Raw genomic sequence first — 18,759 nt, forward strand, 5'->3', positions numbered from 1 at the left:
AGTATTGAAACGTTACAAAAATCAAAGTGACAACAAAAAAGTAGCAAGAACAAAAAGTCACTAGGTTTAAGCCGTGCAACACTATATTTAATGTAGCAAGTTTATATTGATATCACTCTATTTATTGATTATGCCCCTTGGCTTTGTTGGATTTTTTATGACCATGAACACCGCACAAAACAACAATTTTGGTACGCTATCCATTGTTGCCACCCCTATTGGCAACCTTGATGACATAACCACCAGAGCAATAGACGCTTTAAAAACTGCCGATATCATTGCTTGCGAAGACACACGCACCTCTGGCAAGCTGCTTAATCATTTTAATATTGACACCACAACTTGGGCATATCACGAGCACAATGCAGATGTACAAACCGCCAAATTTATTGAGCTGCTACAACAAGGCAAAAACATTGCATTAATTAGCGATGCAGGCACGCCATTGGTAAGCGACCCTGGCTATCAGCTTGTATTAGCTTGTCATGAGGCAAACATAAAAACCGTACCTGTGGTTGGCGCATCGGCAGCTATTGGGGCTTTGTCTGTGGCTGGTTTACCATCGGACAAATTTAGCTTTTTAGGGTTTTTACCTGCCAAGCAATCAGGGCGACTAAAACAGCTAGAAACACATGCCAACCGTAACGAAACCATGATTTTTTACGAAGCCCCTCACCGCATTATCCCTTGTTTAAAAGACATGTCCGCCATATTTGGACTAAATAGAGAAATCACTTATTGCCGCGAGCTTACCAAAACATTTGAAACCGTTTATAAAACCTCATTGGGTGAGTTGATAGATTTTGTTAGCAATGATTCAAACCAACAAAAAGGCGAAATTGTGCTGGTTGTTGCTGGCAAACCTAATAATGAAAATGAAGACATTGCCCAACATGATACCTTGTTGTTACGTTTGCTTGATGATTTATCGGTCAAAAAAGCAGCGGCATTGGCAAGTGACATCACAGGGATGAAAAAGAATGCCTTGTATCAGCGTTTATTGACATTACAAAAATCTTAACCGTTTTACACAAGCAGATATAACCAAATTTTTGTGTGTTATTAACTTGCCACATCATCACAACACATCTCTCGCCCAGCTATTTTAAATAGCTTCAACTCGCCTTTCTTATTTGTTTTTAATTTTTATGTTTAAATTTAAAGTGGATTAAGAAAGGCTAACAAAAAATATCAACACACAGCCAAATACGACCAAGTCATCAAGCAAGGTACCACCTTATGTTACAATGGTCACTATTAAAATAAAACAATATTAGGAAGGCTTCATGTCCACGCTTAACACGACCCTAAACACCACCGACTTCACTCAAACTCAAACGGCTTACATCAATGGTCAATACCTGCCCATCGACCCATCGCTAGAAACATTTGACACCATTAACCCTGCCACAGGAGAGGTGCTTGCCACCGTTCAACAAACCACCACAGAGCAAATAGACCAAGCGGTACAATCTGCCATAGCAGGGCAAAAAGTGTGGGCAAGTATGTTGCCTGTGGAACGCACTCGTATCCTACTAAAAGCGGTAGAGCTACTCCGTGGTTACAACGATGAGCTGGCATTACTAGAAAGCAAAGACACTGGCAAAGGCTTATCAGAAACCCTGTATGTGGATATTGTCACAGGGGCGGATGTGATTGAATATTATGCAGGGCTGGCACCGTCTATCGAAGGTCGCCAAATCCCATTGCGTGACACCAGTTTTGTTTATACCCGTGAAGAGCCTCTAGGTGTGGTTGCTGGCATTGGGGCATGGAACTATCCAATCCAAATCGCCATGTGGAAGTCTGCACCAGCACTTGCAGCTGGTAATGCAATGATATTTAAACCATCAGAAGTAACGCCATTGACCGCATTAAAACTTGCCGAAGTGTTTACTCAAGCAGGCTTGCCAGATGGCGTATTTAATGTGGTGCAAGGTGATTACCGTGTGGGTCAAGCCATCAGCGAGCATCCAGACATTGCCAAAGTATCCTTTACGGGCAGTGTGCCAACGGGTAAAAAAGTGATGGCAAGCTCGGCAGAATCTTCGCTTAAAGATGTGACCATGGAGCTGGGCGGAAAATCACCCCTGATTATTTTTGATGATGCAGACCTTGATACCGCCGCTGACATTGCCATGATGGCAAACTTTTACAGCACAGGTCAGGTTTGTACCAATGGCACAAGGGTATTTATCCACAAGTCGATGCAAGCAGAGTTTGAGCAAGCCATTACCCAGCGTGTTAATCGTATTAAGGTTGGTAACCCACTAGATGAAACTACCAATATGGGACCATTGGTCAGCTTCCCTCATATGGATAAGGTGCTTGATTATATTGAGCAGGGTAAAAACAGTGCTGCCAAACTATTGGCAGGTGGAGAACGCTTACAAGGCGAGTTAAATGGATTTGACGTAAGTAAAGGGGCGTTTGTTGCGCCAACGGTGTTTAGTGACTGCACCGATGAAATGAGCATCGTGACAGATGAGATTTTTGGTCCTGTGATGTCTATTTTAACCTATGAAACTGAGGAAGAAGTGATACAGCGTGCCAATGCCACTGAGTACGGCTTAGGCGCTGGCGTGGTCACTAAAGACTTAAAACGTGCCCACCGTGTGATTGGGCAGATTGAGGCTGGGATTTGCTGGTTAAATACGTGGGGCGAGTCGCCTGCTCAAATGCCTGTGGGTGGCTATAAGCATTCTGGTGTGGGGCGTGAAAATGGCTTGCAAACGCTTAAACATTATACGCAGACTAAGTCAGTTCAGGTTGAGTTAGGTGGGTTTGAGTCGGTTTTTTGATTTAAAATAAATAGATATTCATATAGATAACTGGAGAGAAATTATGATACAAAATATCGTTTACCATATTTTGGATAAAGAACAAGGTGTAATCAATAATGGAAAAATATATTTAAATCCACACAAACTACCCATTGATGATTCAACTAATGAACTTTTCTCACAACTTATGGAAAGGTATAAAGGACGGGCTGGAAAAGGCTACGGTACCTTTGAAGACGACATAGTTAACTTTCCTGCTTCAAGTATTTTAGATAATTATTATATTAATAAAAACTTCCTTGAAACAACTGAAAAGCTAATGACTGTGCTCTTAAGCCACAGCAATTCCCAAGTAGGGGCTTCAGGAGGTAAAGTTGTTTTTGTTACATATACTGAAAACAAAGAAAGTTATTTTTTAGTAGCTATTTTGGGAGAGAAAGTTGGACTTTTAGCTAGAGACTGGAATCTCACACAAGATGAATTTTTAAATTTTGAAAACCTAAGATTTGCAGGAAGAGTAAACCTGACAGCGTGGAAACGTGATTCTACTGAACGTTATATCAGCTTTTTAAAAGGTAGTGGCGATGTATCAGATTATTTTAAGCGATTTCTTGGATGTAATGACGCTTTAATGAACAATCTCGAAACAAAAAAACTTGTTGAGCTAATCGATAGCTTTACACATACACAGAAAATTAGTTTCCAAGAAAAGGTCGATTTAAGGAATCAAGCAAAAGACTATTTATCTAACCTTGCAGATAACTCAATACAATTTAGTTTACAGACATTTGCAAATCATATTTGGTCAACCGAACCCCAACAACTTATTGACCATTTCGCAAGTTATGGAGAGGACAACGATTTACTACTTTCTGATGGTTTTGTTCCAGATAAACGAAATTTAAGACGATTAACGACATATGAACAAAAAACAAAGAATTGGAAACTTTCATTTGGTTCTGAAGCCATTACATCAGGAGAAATAGATTCTGTTGATGGTCAAATCATTATTAAAAATCCAAATGATGAATTAATTTCTGCTTTTAGTAGTTAAAACTGAGTAATTTATGAGCATTTCATTTCAAGACCTCGTTACAACTTATCGCAAACTATCATCGTGGAATGATGATAAAAGCATTGCCAATTATAAAGTTAATAACACCTCAGATTTGAAGCTAATCAACAATATTCTTAATAGCGATAACTTCGAAAACTCTCAAATTGAAGTTATTGAAGGAGAACCATCGCTTCAAAAAACAATTAAACTTCGAATCGGACAACCAAACCTTGCTTTAGGTATACTTTATAAAACATTTGATGAGTTCTTAATAGGTGATTTCCAAAAAATACATAATTCTCATTATTCCGAAAAACCTTTTTTTATTCAAGATATCGATTATTTCTCTGTTGAAAATAAAAAAAATGAGGAAATTGAGTCCTATCAAACAATAAAAAAACTATTTTATTGCTTAGAAAAAATGTCATCTTATTCAGATAAACTAAATAAAAAACTGATATTCTTTTCAAAGAATGTCATTAATTTAAACTACTCAATAAGCACAACCAATATAAGTGACTTTAAACTGTTATTGAAAAGTTTAACAAAACAGCAAAAAGAAACTATCGATAAGTTTTGCATTTGGTTTGAAGACCAAAATTCAGCAACTCATATTAGTGAAAAAAAGTCAATATTATCGCAAGTACTATTGAACTTTAGAAATGATTCAACAGAAATAAATCTTACAGCAGTAGTCGAAGACATCGAATATATTTTTAAATCTATTAAAGGGCAATATGAACTATATATTGAAAACTTTAAATATGATAAATATGTTCAAAAGTTAGAAGAGAAAAGCGATAAATTTATAGAACATGTTAATACCAGTATTTCAAAAGTTATTACTCAAATATTAGGACTTCCTATTGCTGTAGCTATATCAGCAGTATTAAAAGGGACTCAACAAAATAATAATTGGATTATTTATTGCTTAGTAATTATCTACGCATTAATTTGTTTCTTTGCTTTAAATGCCCAAAAGGCAACACTGGACCACATTAAAAAATCCGTTAAAGAGTATTCAGACAAATTACCTCAATACTTTAATGAGTCATGGAATAAGGAAGAAAAACACATCAATAACCTTATTCAAAAACAAATGCTTTTGTATTGGGTTATGTGCACTACAGTAGGTTTAGCAATATTATATGCTGGATGGAACATAATACATAATCTATTTTGCATCAACCCCTCTATATAACTAAAAAATTAAAAACTATCATCAACAAAGGCAACACTATGAACAAAAACAATTACAACTACATCATCATTGGCGCAGGCTCAGCAGGTAGCACCCTCGCCTGCCGCCTAACCGAAGACCCAAACACCAGCGTACTACTACTTGAAGCTGGCAGACCAGACCACCGCCTAGACTTCCGCACGCAAATGCCAGCCGCCTTAGCCATGCCACTACAAGGCACCACCTACAACTGGGGCTACAAAACCGACCCAGAACCACACATGAACAACCGTGTTATGGATTGTGGACGAGGCAAAGGCTTAGGCGGAAGCTCACTGATTAATGGTATGTGCTATATCCGTGGTAATGCGTTGGACTTTGACGACTGGGCAAAAATAGAGGGGCTAGAAGACTGGACATATCTTGATTGCCTACCCTACTTTAAAAAAGCCGAAAACCGAGATGCAGGCGAAAACGACTACCACGGCGTGGGCGGTCCTATCGACATGACCACCTCAAAGCCCAATGTTAATCCATTGTTTGAGGCGATGATAGAAGCAGGCGTGCAAGCTGGCTACCCACGCACCGAAGACCTAAACGGCTATCAACAAGAGGGCTTTGGTCCTATGGACAGATTTGTTACGCCAAATGGTCGCCGTGCTTCTACCTCTCGTGGCTATCTGGATACTGCCAAAGAGCGAGATAATTTGACCATCTTAACGGGTGCGTTGACCGATGTCATCCTGTTTGAAGGCAAACGTGCCGTGGGTGTAAAAATCAGCCATGATGGTCAAGACAAAATCTTCCATGCTGACAATGAAGTCATCGTATCATCAGGGGCAATTGCCTCGCCTCAACTGTTACAACGCTCAGGCGTGGGTCCTAAACAGTGGCTTGATGAGTTAGATATCCCTGTGGTGTTAGACGCTCAAGGCGTAGGTAATAACTTGCAAGACCACCTAGAGCTATATATGCAGTACGAGTGCTTAAAACCTGTGTCCATTGCCGATGCCAATAAATGGTGGAACAAACCACCAATCGGTGCGGAGTGGTTATTTAATGGTACAGGGCTTGGGGCATCCAATCAGTTTGAAGGTGGTGGATTTATCCGAACGCATGATGAGTTCACCCATCCAAATATCCAGTATCACTTCCTACCATTGGCGGTGCGTTATGACGGCACCAATGCAAGCGATGCACACAGTTTTCAAGCACATGTTGGCTCATTACGTTCCCCAAGCCGTGGACGAGTGAAGATTAAATCTCGTGATCCAAATGCACACCCAAGTATTTTGTTTAACTATATGTCGCATGAGCAAGATTGGCGAGAGTTCCGAGAAGCGATGCGAGTCACGCGTGAAATCATTCACCAGCCAGCCCTAGATCCATACCGTGGTAAGGCACTCAGCCCAACCGAGGACTTAGTAACCGATGCTCAGCTAGATGCCTATGTGCGTGAGCATGGCGAGACCGCCTACCACCCATCCTGTACTTGTGCCATGGGCGAGCATGAAGGGGCTGTGGTCAATGGCGAAGGTTTAGTACACGGTCTGGAAGGCTTGCGTGTGGTTGATGCGTCTATCATGCCTAACATCATTAGTGGTAACTTAAATGCCACCACCATCATGCTTGCCGAAAAAATTGCTGATAAGATTAAAGGCGAAACATTGCCTAAATCAACCGCAGATTATTATGTGGCAAATGGGGCACCACTTAGAGGTGAGCCGATGCGTACCTATACGCCAAATTAATTTTTTAACTTTTAACAAAGTCTTGTCTTGTTTTTAACAGATGAGGCTTTCACTTTGCTATAGACAATATACCCAAGTATAACCACTTAAGTTATGCGTTATGTTCTTTATTTAAAGTAGGCTTATTTTCTATAGCAATGTCTATACGCTAGGCATATCAATGCTTTGCGTGAATTTAATGATATAAAGGACATTGTAATGAATCATATGACCTCGTCAGACTCTGGCGAACCCCTTAGTCTTAACAAAGTGGTGTTTATCGCCTCGGCGTTATTATCCATCTTGTTAATTATTTGGACAATTGCCTTCCCCACTTATAGTGAAACCATGCTTAGTAATGCCATGACCTGGGTTTCTAACAACTTTGGTTGGTACTATATGTTGGTAGTGGCAGCTTACAGTATTTTTGCTTTATTTGTGGGGTTTTCTAGCTATGGCGATATCAAGCTAGGGCAAGACCACGAGCAAGCCCAATTTCCATTTTTAGCATGGGCAGCCATGCTGTTTTCGGCGGGTATTGGTATCGACTTGCTGTTTTTTGGGGCATCAGAACCCTTAATGCATTATTTAACCCCGCAACCAGGTATCGATGCTGCCAGTAGCGAAGCAATGCGACAAGCCATACCGCAAGCCTTTTTACATTGGGGGCTTCATGGCTGGGGGATTTATGCCCTTATTGGTATGGCGCTGGCTTATTTTGCTTATCGCAAAAATATGCCATTGGCGTTGCGTTCTGCCCTAACCCCAATTTTTGGTGAAAAACGAATCAATGGCTGGCTTGGGCATAGTGTGGATACCTTTGGTATTGTGTGTACACTTATGGGTATTGCCACCAGCTTGGGTATTGGCGTATTGCAAGCCAATGCAGGCTTAAACCATGTATTTGGTATCGAGTCTAGCAAAACCGTACAAGCCATTATTATTGTCGCTGTAGTGGCTGCTGCTGCCATCTCTGCCATGACAGGGGTAGAAAAAGGCGTGCGCCGCTTATCTGAGTTTAATATGCTCACCGCTACCCTACTGTTAATTGCCATTTTGGTGATGGGCAATACGGTTCATTTATTAAATACTTTTACTCAAAATATTGGCGATTACTTCCAAACCGTGGTAACCAAAACCTTTGATGTGTATGCCTACCAAGGAGACGCTGGTGCAGAGTGGAAGTCTTGGTGGACGGTATTCTTTTGGGCTTGGTGGGTTGCTTGGGCACCATTTGTTGGCTTGTTTATTGCACGTATTAGCCGTGGTCGTACCTTGCGTGAGTTTGTTTTTGGCGTAATGTTTATCCCGCTTGGCTTTATTTTTGCATGGTTCTCAATCTTTGGTAACTCAGCAATTGATTTGGTTGCAGGTGGTGCAACTGAGCTGGGCGAAACCGCTGTTAATAATGCCGCCATGGGTATGTTTGCTTTATTTGAGCACTATCCATTTAGTGATGTGTTGTCATTAGCTGGTGTTATCATTGGCTTGGTGTTTTTTGTGACTTCGGCAGACTCTGGTGCATTGGTACTGGCAAACTTAAGCTCAAGAGGCTTAAATAACGAAACCGATGCCCCAATTTGGCTGCGTCTGTTTTGGGCAGCTGCCACAGGTATGATTACCTTAGGCTTATTGTTTGCTGGGGGCTTTAGCTCACTTCAATCTGTTTCGGTTATTTCTGGCTTGCCGTTTTCTATCATTTTAGTGCTTTATATGATTGCAATGTGGAAGTCACTTAAGGAAGAAGGCAGCAAACGTAAGGCAAATATTGTTGGTACAGTTGGTACTGCACAAGTGCTAAATGGCGGTAAAAACTGGAAGAGCCGTTTGCAACGTATTGTTAACTTCCCTGATAAAAAGAAAGTCCGTAGCTTTATGGATAAAGTGGTACTAACCGCCATGCAAGAGGTTGAAGCAGAAATGAACGAGCGAGGCTTAACAACCAAGCTAACCGAGTATATGGAAGATGATGGCGAAGGGTTACACCTAAAAGTAGGCCATGGTGACGAAACCGACTTTAGCTATGGCGTTTATATTATTAAAGCTGACCGCCCTAACTTTAGTTTTAGTAATGCCAGCAAGCATACTGAGCATTATTACCGTGCTGAGGTATTTTTAACCGAAGGCTCGCAAGAGTATGACCTAGTCGGCTACTCAAAAGAGCAAGTACTGATGGATATTTTAAACCAGTACGAACGCCATTTACAGTACCTGCATTTAGAGCGTTAATACGACAAATTAATCAAGATTATCTTAATTTAAAAAATCCCTCTTGTTCATCACAAGGGGGATTTTTATAAGCATGATTAATAACCGTCGTTTATATTACTAATTTAAAACAGCCCTGTTAGCCCTTGCCACCCTACTTTTAACCCTAACACCGTTAAAATTAATAAAATAAGCTGGCGGAACCTATGCTGTGGTAAGTAACGACGCAACCTAATGCCCAAAATAAGAAAAACAATGGAGGCTAACGTTAATCCACCTATCAGAGTCCACTCGTCTCCTGATAACGCCTTAATTGGCTCATACAACACAAATATTTGCGCAAACTTACCAAGTAAATAACACATATTACCCACTTTGGCGATGGTGTTTTTATCATCTGTCATCGATAACAAATACATCAACAAAATTGAAGACATGGCATTGGTAGCCCCACCAACAATACCAGCGACTAAACCTGTTACTATCAATACGGGCTTTGTATCTGGCAGCTTTAGTTGCTTGCCAGTAAGGGATTTAACCACATAAAACCCCACCACAACTGCTAAAGCAAGTTGTAAGTAGGCAGAGTCAATTATCAACAGCAATTTTGCTCCAATAATGCTCCCTATTAGGCTCATCAGCGCAAGTAGCCAATACTTACGTAAGTAATAACTAAAGTTGTGCCAAATTTTGCCATCACCAATCAGCCATGTCATGGCATTTAAGGCAAGTGCGGGGAATAACGACAAAATAATCGCATAAGAAAAATCATACAGGCTGGCAAGTGCGGTGGTGGTGACCAAAGTTACCCCCAACCCACTAATACCATGCAAGATAGAGGCTACAGCAAAAATAACCATAAGTAGGAGGTTTTGGGTATCTGCCACTATTTTTCTCTCACATTAATGTAGGATGCTTTGCCAAACGCGCTATCTAAAAACCTTTGTAAACTTATAAGACGAGCGTTGAAAGCAGATTTAATCAAACAGTTATCATCCAACCAAACTATCACCAATTAGGCTTACCAAACTTTCAGCAATGCTATCTTTACTTGCTTTATCGAGCGGCACTGCCTGCTTGTGATACTGATTAGCAAAATAAACAGTCATGGCATTGTCATCACTGGCAAATCCAATATCTTTGCGTGATACATCATTACAGGCAATCATATCAAGCTTTTTGCTTTCTAGCTTGCCCTTGGCGTATTTTTCTACATCTTGCGTTTCTGCAGCAAAACCAACCATAAATATATCAGGGTGCTCATGCGAAATGGTTGCCAAAATATCTGGGTTTTTAACCAAATCAAGCATCATCGCATCTTGTGTTTTTTTAATTTTTTGTGGCACCACTTCACGAGTACGGTAGTCTGCCACCGCAGCTGTGGCAATAAAAATATCCGTTGCTAAATGTTCACTTGCCTGCCCGTCATCAATATCATTGTGCTCGCTATGTTCATGGCTGTGTTCATGGTGCTCGTGGTGTTCATGATGCTCGTCATCTGATTCATGCGCCAAAAATGTTAGCAAGCTTGGGTGCTCACCATTGGCACACTGTTGTGCCACATTTAACATATCATTTGCCGACATCACATCAATACGATTAACATCAAAAGGGGTTGGTAGGGTTACTTTACCGCCCGCAATTAAGGTGACATTTGCGCCAGCATTGCGACAAGCTTTGGCAAGCGCAAACCCCATTTTACCTGTTGAATGGTTAGATAAGTATCGCACAGGGTCAATTGCTTCTACCGTTGCACCTGCCGTGATCGTCACATTTTTACCAGCCAACACTTGGGGCAACCGTTGTTTTGCAATAAACACTTTGGTTTGCGCCAGCAAGGTTTCTGGCTCTGGTAGTCTCCCTGCACCAACATCACCACAAGCTTGTTCGCCACTCTCTGGTGCGATGATCTGATAGCCTAAATCTGCCAGTACTTGCACATTTAATTGCACTGCTGGGTTTGCCCACATCTGTTGGTTCATTGCTGGTGCAAGCATAATTGGCGCACTGGTTGCCAAACAAACCGTTGCTAGTAAATCATCTGCCATGCCAGCAGCAAGCCTTGCTAAAGTATTGGCTGAAGCTGGTGCAACAATTATTAAATCTGCCCATTTTGCCAGCTCGATATGCCCCATACCTGCCTCGGCTGTTTCATCTAACAAACTGGTGTGTACCTCATTGCCTGTTAGTGCCTGCATGGTTAATGGTGTGATAAAAGATTTGGCCCCTTCTGTCATAATCACTTTTACATCAAAGCCATCTTTTACCAGCAATCTTGCAAACATTGCCGACTTATAAGCAGCAATGCCACCGGTAACCGCCAAAATAATGTTTTTCATAAGTTGTACTCAAACATATCAAATAAGAAAAATTGCACTTATAGTAACAAGTTCGCTATGATTGTTCTAGGATTAATGTAAATAAGCATACAAGGAAGACGCTTTATGGCGATTAAGGATTGGCACGAAGATGAACGCCCTCGTGAAAAACTACTAAAATTTGGCGCATCGCATTTAACGGATGCAGAAATTTTGGCAATTTTTTTACGCACTGGCACCAAACAACAATCAGCCATAGAACTCGCACGCTCATTAATTGACAATTTTGGTAGCCTTGCAGAGCTTGTTGCTGCCCCTAAAAAAACCGTACTTGCCTGCCATGGCATTGGTTTGGCTAAATATGCACAAATTCTTGCCAGCTTAGAAATGGGTAAACGGTATTTAGACAGCCAATTAAAAACAGGGACTGCCTTAACTCAATCACAACTGGTTAAAGATTATGTAACAACGCAATTAAGGCAAGAGTCTCGAGAGGTTTTTGCCGTACTTTGTTTGGATAGCAACTTAAGGCTATTAGATTATGAAGTACTGTTTGTTGGCGGTATCGACAGCTGTGCGGTGTGCATTAAACAAACATTACGTCATGCTATCAGCCATTGCGCTCGCCACATCATCGTGGCACATAACCACCCACAAAACCATGCCACCCCATCAACACAAGACCAAGAAATCACTCAGCAGCTCTCTAATGCTTGTTCTTTGGTTGATATCAATTTGCTAGATCACATTATTGTTGGACGAAATGATGTTTTATCTTTTGCAGAGAGCAAACAACCACCATTTGATTAAACCTAACGTTAGCAATCATTTTGTTTATTCAAAGACTATTTAATTATCCACATAATTAATATTTAACTTAGCTTGCAAGCAAACACATCATTAGCATTTATTCTTGAAGTACTAGGTAACGGTAATGCTTATATTTCATAAAAATTATTAGTTTTATTATAAAGTTTTTAGTTGTGTTTATTAAAAATCGTTTGCAATACATAATGTTAGTACATTATTATAAAAAAATAATATGCAAAATATCACTTTAAGTTTGTATAAAATACAAACTTTATCCATTAGTTGTATCTCTTTAATCATTTAACTTAACCTAATTTATTTCTTCAATAATATAGTCAAGATTAATTAAATAGATGCTACTAAAGTTCAATTATTTAGGAGGACGAACTATGTGGAGCAAACTAGGATTGACAGGCAAAATTATTGTTGCCATGGTGCTCAGTATTGCATTGGGATTATTCTTTAATATATCAGGCTTAAATGCTGATGGCGGCTTTATAAATACTTATATCGTCGAAGGGTTATTTGGTATTATTGGTAGGCTATTTGTTAACTCGTTAAAAATGTTAGTTGTGCCTTTGGTACTTATTTCATTGATTTGTGGTGTTTGTGGTATTGGCGACATCCGACTGCTTGGACGTGTTGGTGGTAAAACCTTCGGTATTTACATGGTTACTACGGCTTTAGCAATTGCAACGGCTATTGGGCTTGGTTCTATATTTGGTATTGGTAAAGGGATGAACATCTCTTCTAAAGCTGCATTTGAAGCTAAAGAAGCACCGCCACTTGCCGAAGTATTTGCCAATATCATTCCATCCAACCCGATTAGTGCGATGGCAAATGGTGACATGTTATCCATTATTTTCTTTGCCATTTTGATTGGTATTAGTATCTTGATGGTAGGTAAACCTGCAAAAGGAATCGTTCAATCACTTGAAGTGGTAAATGAGATTATCCTAAAAATGGTTACCATCATCATGAACCTTGCACCATACGGTGTATTTGCTTTGCTTACCAAAGCAATGGCAAACCTTGGTCTTGACCTGATTGTACAACTACTTGGTTATGTTGCTGTGTTGGTCGGCTCTTTAGCATTCCACTACTTTGTAACCATGATGATTATCCTAAAAGTAACGTCCGGATTATCTATCAAAACTTTCCTTGCAAAAATGCGTGAAGTTCAAGTATTTGCATTTTCTACCTCTAGCTCAAATGCCACCATCCCGGTAACCTTGCGTACGGTTACCAAACGTATGGGGGTAAACAACTCGGTTGCTTCGTTTACAGTACCATTTGGTGCAACTATCAATATGGATGGTACCGCTATTATGCAAGGTACTGCCACAATTTTTATTGCAAACCTATATGGAATCGATTTAGGTATTACTGAATATTTAACCGTTATCCTTATGTCGGTGCTTGCTTCAATCGGCACAGCTGGCGTACCTGGAGTTGGTTTGATTATGTTATCAATGGTTTTTGCTCAAGTTGGCTTACCAGTAGAAGGCATTGGTCTAATTCTTGGGGTTGACCGCTTGTTAGACATGCTACGCACCGCAGTAAACGTTGGTGGCGATGCGGCAGTAACCACGATTGTTGCTAAAAGTGAAGACAAGCTTAATATAAATGTGTTTAACGACCCTGAAGCAGGATTGGAAGAGATGGAAGATGAACATATTGACCTTGAAGGTGAAAAGGAGTTCGCTAACATTATGAACGATGATACACTTGGTAGTGAATATAATGATAAAAAGTAAAACGCTTATTTATCGTTAACCTTGTAATAAAACAATCCCCCATACGCATTCGTATGGGGGATTTTTACAAACCTATTTATACAACTACATATTACTGCTTGGCACGCAATCTACCAAATACGGCTTTGCCTTTTAAACGGTTTATGGTGTTAGCCAGCATATATTTTGCAAACACCTTTTTTGGCGATAATTGCGGATCAGGGGCTTGGTTGCGTGCCATGCGTTTAAATTGTTTGGCATACCAAATGATTTCCATAACACCGCCTCTATCAATTGCCCTAATGCCTGTTTTAATAGGTTTTACCTCATTGTCTAACGCATTGCCTGCAAGCCATTTGTTACAGGCATCGGGTTCAATCGCTAACGGTCGCCCCACCCCAATAAAGTCACAAGCATTTGATTGCAAGGCGTTATCCATGCCTTCACGTGTACGGAACCCCCCAGTTACCATCAGCGGTATTGAGGTTTGCTCACGCACTTTAGCCGCAAAATCAATAAAGTAGGCTTCACGTTCTTTGGTACTTTGTTTCGCACCTGTCATTGCAGGTGCTTCATAGTTTCCACCAGAAATTTCAACAAAGTCTACACCCAGTTTTTCTAGCTCTTTAATCACAATTAAAGAGTCGCTTTCACTAAATCCGCCTCGTTGAAAGTCTGCCGAGTTAAGCTTAACGCTAAGGATAAAGTTATCCGTTGTTTTTGCTTGTATGGCTTTAACACTTTCCGTTAAAAAACGCATTCTGTTTTCAATACTACCGCCCCATTCATCGCTGCGGCGATTATGGTGGGGAGATAAAAACTCACTCACTAGATAGCCATGTGCACCATGAATTTGTACACCTTCAAAACCTGCCTTTTCACAAATACGGGCAGATTCTGCAAAGCGTTCAATTAAATTGTGAATCTCATCAGTTGTTAATGCACGCGGCGTAGGGAAAATTGCCTGCATGTCTTTGTGGAATGGCACGGCAGAAGGCGCCACAGTTTCTTCATTTAGTCCAGTCGGGCACTGCTTACCTGGGTGGCTTAACTGTACAATTGTAATCATGCCCTCGGCTTTACCAGTTGCCGCCCATTTTGCCAACATTGGCAAATCATGCTCATCTTCAACAACCACAACACCTGGTTCATTTTTAGCTCGCCAATCAATCATCACATTACCAGTGATGGCACAACCAAGCCCACCTTCTGCCCATATGCGATAAAGATTAATCAAACCATCATTTACTTCGCCCGCCTCATTAGCAAGTGCTTCACTCATTGCACCTTTTGCAAAGCGATTTTTAAATACATGCCCACGTAAGCTGATTTGATTAGTAACATTGATAGAGTCCATTCTTATTCCTTCTTCCTTTGATTTATAAATTATTATATTGATAATTTTACAGTTATGATTGTCCAGCCATCGCATTTTTCATTGCAACAACCGCGTCTGACAGCCCCATAAACAAAGCATCAGCGATTAAAGCATGTCCAATGTTTAACTCATTGATGCCATCAATTTTTGCAATTTTATAGACGTTATCGCGCGTTAAACCATGCCCTGCGTTAACCAGCAAATCATTATTGGTAGACTGCACATGTTTTACAGCAGCAATAATTCGATTTAATTCTTTTGCCTCAGCCTCTGAGTTATTTTCTAACCCTGCTTCTGCATACGCCCCAGTATGTATTTCAATAGCATCTGCATGTATACGAATAGCCGCATCAATTTGAGTCACATCTGGGTCAATAAATAAAGATACCTGACACCCTGCCTCTTTTAAGCTAGTAACCACCTCTTCTATCCAAGGCTCTTGTCCCAAAACATCTAAGCCACCTTCGGTAGTCAGTTCTTGACGTTTTTCTGGCACTAAGCAAACCCATTCTGGTTTTACATCACGTGCAATATCTAACATTTCAGAAGTTGCCGCCATTTCCAAGTTCATTGGTATCGTTATTTGTTCTTTAATTTGATAGACATCAGCATCTTGTATGTGACGACGATCTTCTCGCAAATGTAGCGTAATACCTTCGGCACCTGCTTGCTCGCACTCAACTGCTGCCTTTATTGGACTGGGATAGCCAACACCACGTGCTTGACGTAAGGTTGCAATATGGTCAATGTTTACACCAAGTTTTGGGGTGTTCATAGACATAAAAAACTTCTCTTTTACTATATTAGGGAGTCATTTTATCACAGTTTAGATTTGCATGATGATTAGCGTAAATAACTGCAAGGTTCACACTTGTTTTAAGATTTAACGATAGCGAGCTTGCTGCTGCCAAAGCGCACGGCTTTGTAAAGGTTGGTAGTCAAATAAATGATCTATCATGAGTTTGTGCAAACCACTCCATACTTTTAAAGTATCGGCTTGAATCGCCTTATCATGATTTTTTAAGCTATAAACTTGCTCTTGGTGAGTTTGCAAATAATCGTCTATTTGTTGCAACCATTTGCCTAAAAATATACTAGAAGCTGCAAATTCGGTAGGTTCTGATTTTTGCGCCGCAATATAATTAACAAAACCTTCGTCCGCAATAAATCGGTAGTCTTGTTCCTGTTTAATCGGCTCGCCTTGACTGTCTGTATCTAAGGTTATGGCATAACCGAGTTCAGTAAATAATGCCTGCTCAAAAAAACGCAATAACAACCTTAGCTGAACACCATTTAACGGTTCTCTCAAAGTTGTTAGGCTATGCTGATAGTTTTGCCACAAAACTGGCATCGCATCTTCACTTGCTAACAGCTTCCATAACAGTTCATTCAGATAAAATCCTGCATACAAATTTTGTCCTGTGATGGCAACTTGAGGCGTTAATGGCTGAATTTGGGTAAAAGTTTTAAGACTGCGTTTGCCACTGGCAAACAATTGAATATGCGCAAAAAGGGGCATGCCTTTTTTACCAACGCCGTGCACAACACCATGCGTTTGGGTAAAAAAGTAATATAAGGCACGGCTTTCTTTGTACGGTTTGTGATGGAGCAAATAGCCTGTTAGGGGTTCGTTTCTCATTTACGCCCCTTTTGGCTTGAGTGATTTAACACGATACCAATATTGATATTGCTCTTTAAAACCAATGCTATGGTATAAATTAAGTGCAATACGATTGTCTAAAATGACTTGTAAATAAGCAGTATGACAGCTGTTCTCTTTAGCATAACTGACTAAATGATACACTAGTTGCCGACCATACCCCTTCCCACGATATGACTGATCAATCGCAAGGTCAAATAATCCCATAAACCCATCTTCAATCACCCCCAAACCACAGCCAATTCTTTGCTCATCTATGGTTAAAGTGACAAATGCCGTTGGTAAGGCAATAGAATGGAGGATATTAAAAAAACCTTGTCTTTTATCTGCAGAGTAGCCATTGAAAGTTAAAAAGTCGCTTAACCAAAGTTCATTACAATCAGTCTGTATATCAATTTCAACATTTTGTATTTTCTTTGCAATAACAAAACGCTCATCAAAATTATTTAAGCTGAGAGTTTGTACAGAGGTTAAACCCACAAACTGATAACCATACTCTGCCAGTAGACTATCTAAGTGGGTCGGATAAGTATGCTGGCTTAATTTATAAACTGTTGGTAAGTTATGAGCTTGGTAAACTTTTTCACAAAACTGAATTTTTTGTTCTACACTTGTGCTTGGAAACTCAGTAATTACTGGTGGAAATATCGGATTAACTGAGTTGGCTCGTTTACTCACACCGTCGGATAGGCGAATAACCCAACCATCATAAAAAATCGTTTTTTGGCTTGGGCAAGCATTAAAAGAGAGTTGTTCAAATTGTTGAGTTAGCATTAAATCTCCAAACTAACGGCTCCAATCAATAACCCAAACTAGTTAAAGCTCTGTCATCGTCCGACCAACCACGCTTAACCTTAACCCACAGCGTCAGCATCACTTTACGATCAAACATTTTTTCCATATCTTGACGAGCCTCAATACCCACTTGTTTGATACGCTTGCCTTTCTCACCAATCACAATCGCTTTTTGCCCTTTACGCTCAACAAAAATAGTGGCATCAATAAAGGTACACGCCTTGCGTTTTTTGCCTGTTTTTGGATCAGTATGCGCAGGCTCATCTCTAAACTCGTCAATTTGTACGGTCAAGTCATACGGTACTTCATCACCAGAGCTACGCATAATTTTTTCACGAATCATTTCGCTTGCTAAAAATCGTTCAGAACGGTCGGTCATTTGCTCAACATCATAAATTGGCTCGCCGTTTGGCAAAAATTGCTCAATGACTTCTTCTAAACGATCAAGATTTTGATTCTTTTGAGCAGAAACAGGAATGATATCAGCAAAATCAAAACTTTCATTAAACTCTTCAATCAGTGGTAATAATGCAGATTTATCATCCATTGTATCAACCTTGTTGATGACTAATACAACAGGTAAATCCGTTTCGCCAAGCTTTTCTAGCGTTAGCAAATCATCTTCTCGCCATTGATCGCTATCTACCACAAACAACACCAAATCTACATCTACTAAAGTAGAAACAGCGGCTTTGTTCATACGTTCATTAATTGCTTTTACCTCTTTAGTGTGGATACCTGGGGTATCGGCAAATACCGCCTGCATACGCTCATTAGATAAAATGCCATGAATACGATGACGAGTGGTTTGCGGTTTTCGTGAGGTAATAGAAAGCTTTTGTCCTAATAGGTGGTTCATTAAGGTTGATTTACCAACATTAGGACGACCCACAATCGCCACATAGCCTGATTTAAAATGACGATAGTCAGGTTTTGTATCGCCATTAAAAAATGCATCAATGGTTGATTGATTTTGTTCAGTCGAGTCTAAATCTTTATTTTGTTTTGATTCTGTCATAGTTAGGTATCATATAGGCTGAGCTTTTGCTCAGAGAATTAAAAAAAATTGGGTGAAAATAACTTATTTATTGTACTGTCATGCAC

15 protein-coding genes are annotated in these 18,759 nt (G+C 40.1%); 8 read left to right on the forward strand and 7 right to left on the reverse strand.

Annotated features, from left to right (window positions below; all coding sequences use genetic code 11):
* Positions 1-157 precede the first annotated feature (157 nt).
* The 6 genes from rsmI (at position 158) to betT (ending at position 8,979) form a co-directional block, all read left to right on the forward strand.
* A complete protein-coding gene (rsmI, locus tag VH441_RS05285; RefSeq protein ID WP_434352628.1) occupies positions 158-1,021 on the forward strand; it encodes a 16S rRNA (cytidine(1402)-2'-O)-methyltransferase in 864 nt (287 codons plus the stop codon).
* Between the two features lie 265 nt (positions 1,022-1,286).
* Complete coding sequence (betB, locus tag VH441_RS05290) at positions 1,287-2,801, forward strand: betaine-aldehyde dehydrogenase (RefSeq protein WP_434352629.1); 1,515 nt, start codon at positions 1,287-1,289, stop codon at positions 2,799-2,801.
* 43 nt (positions 2,802-2,844) lie between these two features.
* Entirely contained in the window at positions 2,845-3,837 is a 993-nt protein-coding gene (locus VH441_RS05295) for a nucleoid-associated protein (RefSeq protein ID WP_434352630.1), read from the forward strand.
* A gap of 13 nt (positions 3,838-3,850) precedes the next feature.
* A complete protein-coding gene (locus VH441_RS05300; RefSeq protein WP_434352631.1) occupies positions 3,851-5,041 on the forward strand; it encodes a hypothetical protein in 1,191 nt (396 codons plus the stop codon).
* A 38-nt stretch (positions 5,042-5,079) separates the two neighbouring features.
* Positions 5,080-6,771 (forward strand): choline dehydrogenase, encoded by a 1,692-nt coding sequence (gene betA / locus VH441_RS05305; RefSeq protein ID WP_434352632.1) that lies wholly within the window; start codon positions 5,080-5,082, stop codon positions 6,769-6,771.
* A gap of 198 nt (positions 6,772-6,969) precedes the next feature.
* Entirely contained in the window at positions 6,970-8,979 is a 2,010-nt protein-coding gene (betT, locus tag VH441_RS05310; protein ID WP_434352633.1) for a choline BCCT transporter BetT, read from the forward strand.
* A 104-nt stretch (positions 8,980-9,083) separates the two neighbouring features.
* On the opposite strand, the gene VH441_RS05315 is transcribed toward betT, so the two are convergent.
* Together VH441_RS05315 and coaBC are read right to left on the reverse strand one after the other, a co-directional pair.
* The gene (locus tag VH441_RS05315; RefSeq protein ID WP_434354361.1) at positions 9,084-9,818 is read right to left on the reverse strand and encodes a sulfite exporter TauE/SafE family protein; all 735 of its coding nucleotides are present in this window, start codon (positions 9,816-9,818) and stop codon (positions 9,084-9,086) included.
* 132 nt (positions 9,819-9,950) lie between these two features.
* Positions 9,951-11,297, reverse strand: a complete 1,347-nt coding sequence (gene coaBC, locus VH441_RS05320; RefSeq protein ID WP_434352634.1) for a bifunctional phosphopantothenoylcysteine decarboxylase/phosphopantothenate--cysteine ligase CoaBC — start codon at positions 11,295-11,297, stop codon at positions 9,951-9,953.
* A 105-nt stretch (positions 11,298-11,402) separates the two neighbouring features.
* On the opposite strand from coaBC, the gene radC reads away from it, so the two are divergent.
* Together radC and VH441_RS05330 are read left to right on the forward strand one after the other, a co-directional pair.
* The gene (radC, locus tag VH441_RS05325) at positions 11,403-12,086 is read left to right on the forward strand and encodes a RadC family protein (RefSeq protein WP_434352635.1); all 684 of its coding nucleotides are present in this window, start codon (positions 11,403-11,405) and stop codon (positions 12,084-12,086) included.
* A gap of 389 nt (positions 12,087-12,475) precedes the next feature.
* On the forward strand, positions 12,476-13,843 hold the full coding sequence (locus VH441_RS05330; RefSeq protein ID WP_434352636.1) for a dicarboxylate/amino acid:cation symporter: 1,368 nt from the start codon (positions 12,476-12,478) through the stop codon (positions 13,841-13,843).
* A 91-nt stretch (positions 13,844-13,934) separates the two neighbouring features.
* Here the strand turns inward: VH441_RS05330 and VH441_RS05335 are convergent, their stop codons facing one another.
* The 5 genes from VH441_RS05335 to era form a co-directional block, all read right to left on the reverse strand.
* Positions 13,935-15,179 carry an NADH:flavin oxidoreductase/NADH oxidase family protein gene (locus tag VH441_RS05335; protein ID WP_434352637.1) on the reverse strand — a complete coding sequence of 415 codons (1,245 nt, stop codon included), beginning with the start codon at positions 15,177-15,179 and terminating at the stop codon, positions 13,935-13,937.
* Positions 15,180-15,231: 52 nt separating this feature from the next.
* Complete coding sequence (locus VH441_RS05340) at positions 15,232-15,975, reverse strand: pyridoxine 5'-phosphate synthase (protein ID WP_434354362.1); 744 nt, start codon at positions 15,973-15,975, stop codon at positions 15,232-15,234.
* 108 nt (positions 15,976-16,083) lie between these two features.
* The gene (gene recO / locus VH441_RS05345) at positions 16,084-16,839 is read right to left on the reverse strand and encodes a DNA repair protein RecO (RefSeq protein ID WP_434352638.1); all 756 of its coding nucleotides are present in this window, start codon (positions 16,837-16,839) and stop codon (positions 16,084-16,086) included.
* Positions 16,840-17,634: a GNAT family N-acetyltransferase gene (locus VH441_RS05350; protein ID WP_434352639.1), complete on the reverse strand. Its 795-nt coding sequence runs from the start codon at positions 17,632-17,634 to the stop codon at positions 16,840-16,842.
* A 25-nt stretch (positions 17,635-17,659) separates the two neighbouring features.
* Positions 17,660-18,673, reverse strand: coding sequence for a GTPase Era (gene era, locus VH441_RS05355; RefSeq protein WP_434352640.1), 1,014 nt, complete (start codon positions 18,671-18,673; stop codon positions 17,660-17,662).
* Positions 18,674-18,759 lie beyond the last annotated feature (86 nt).

This window comes from Psychrobacter sp. HD31 (genome assembly GCF_051097895.1).
In the GTDB taxonomy this organism is placed as follows: Bacteria; Pseudomonadota; Gammaproteobacteria; order Pseudomonadales; family Moraxellaceae; genus Psychrobacter.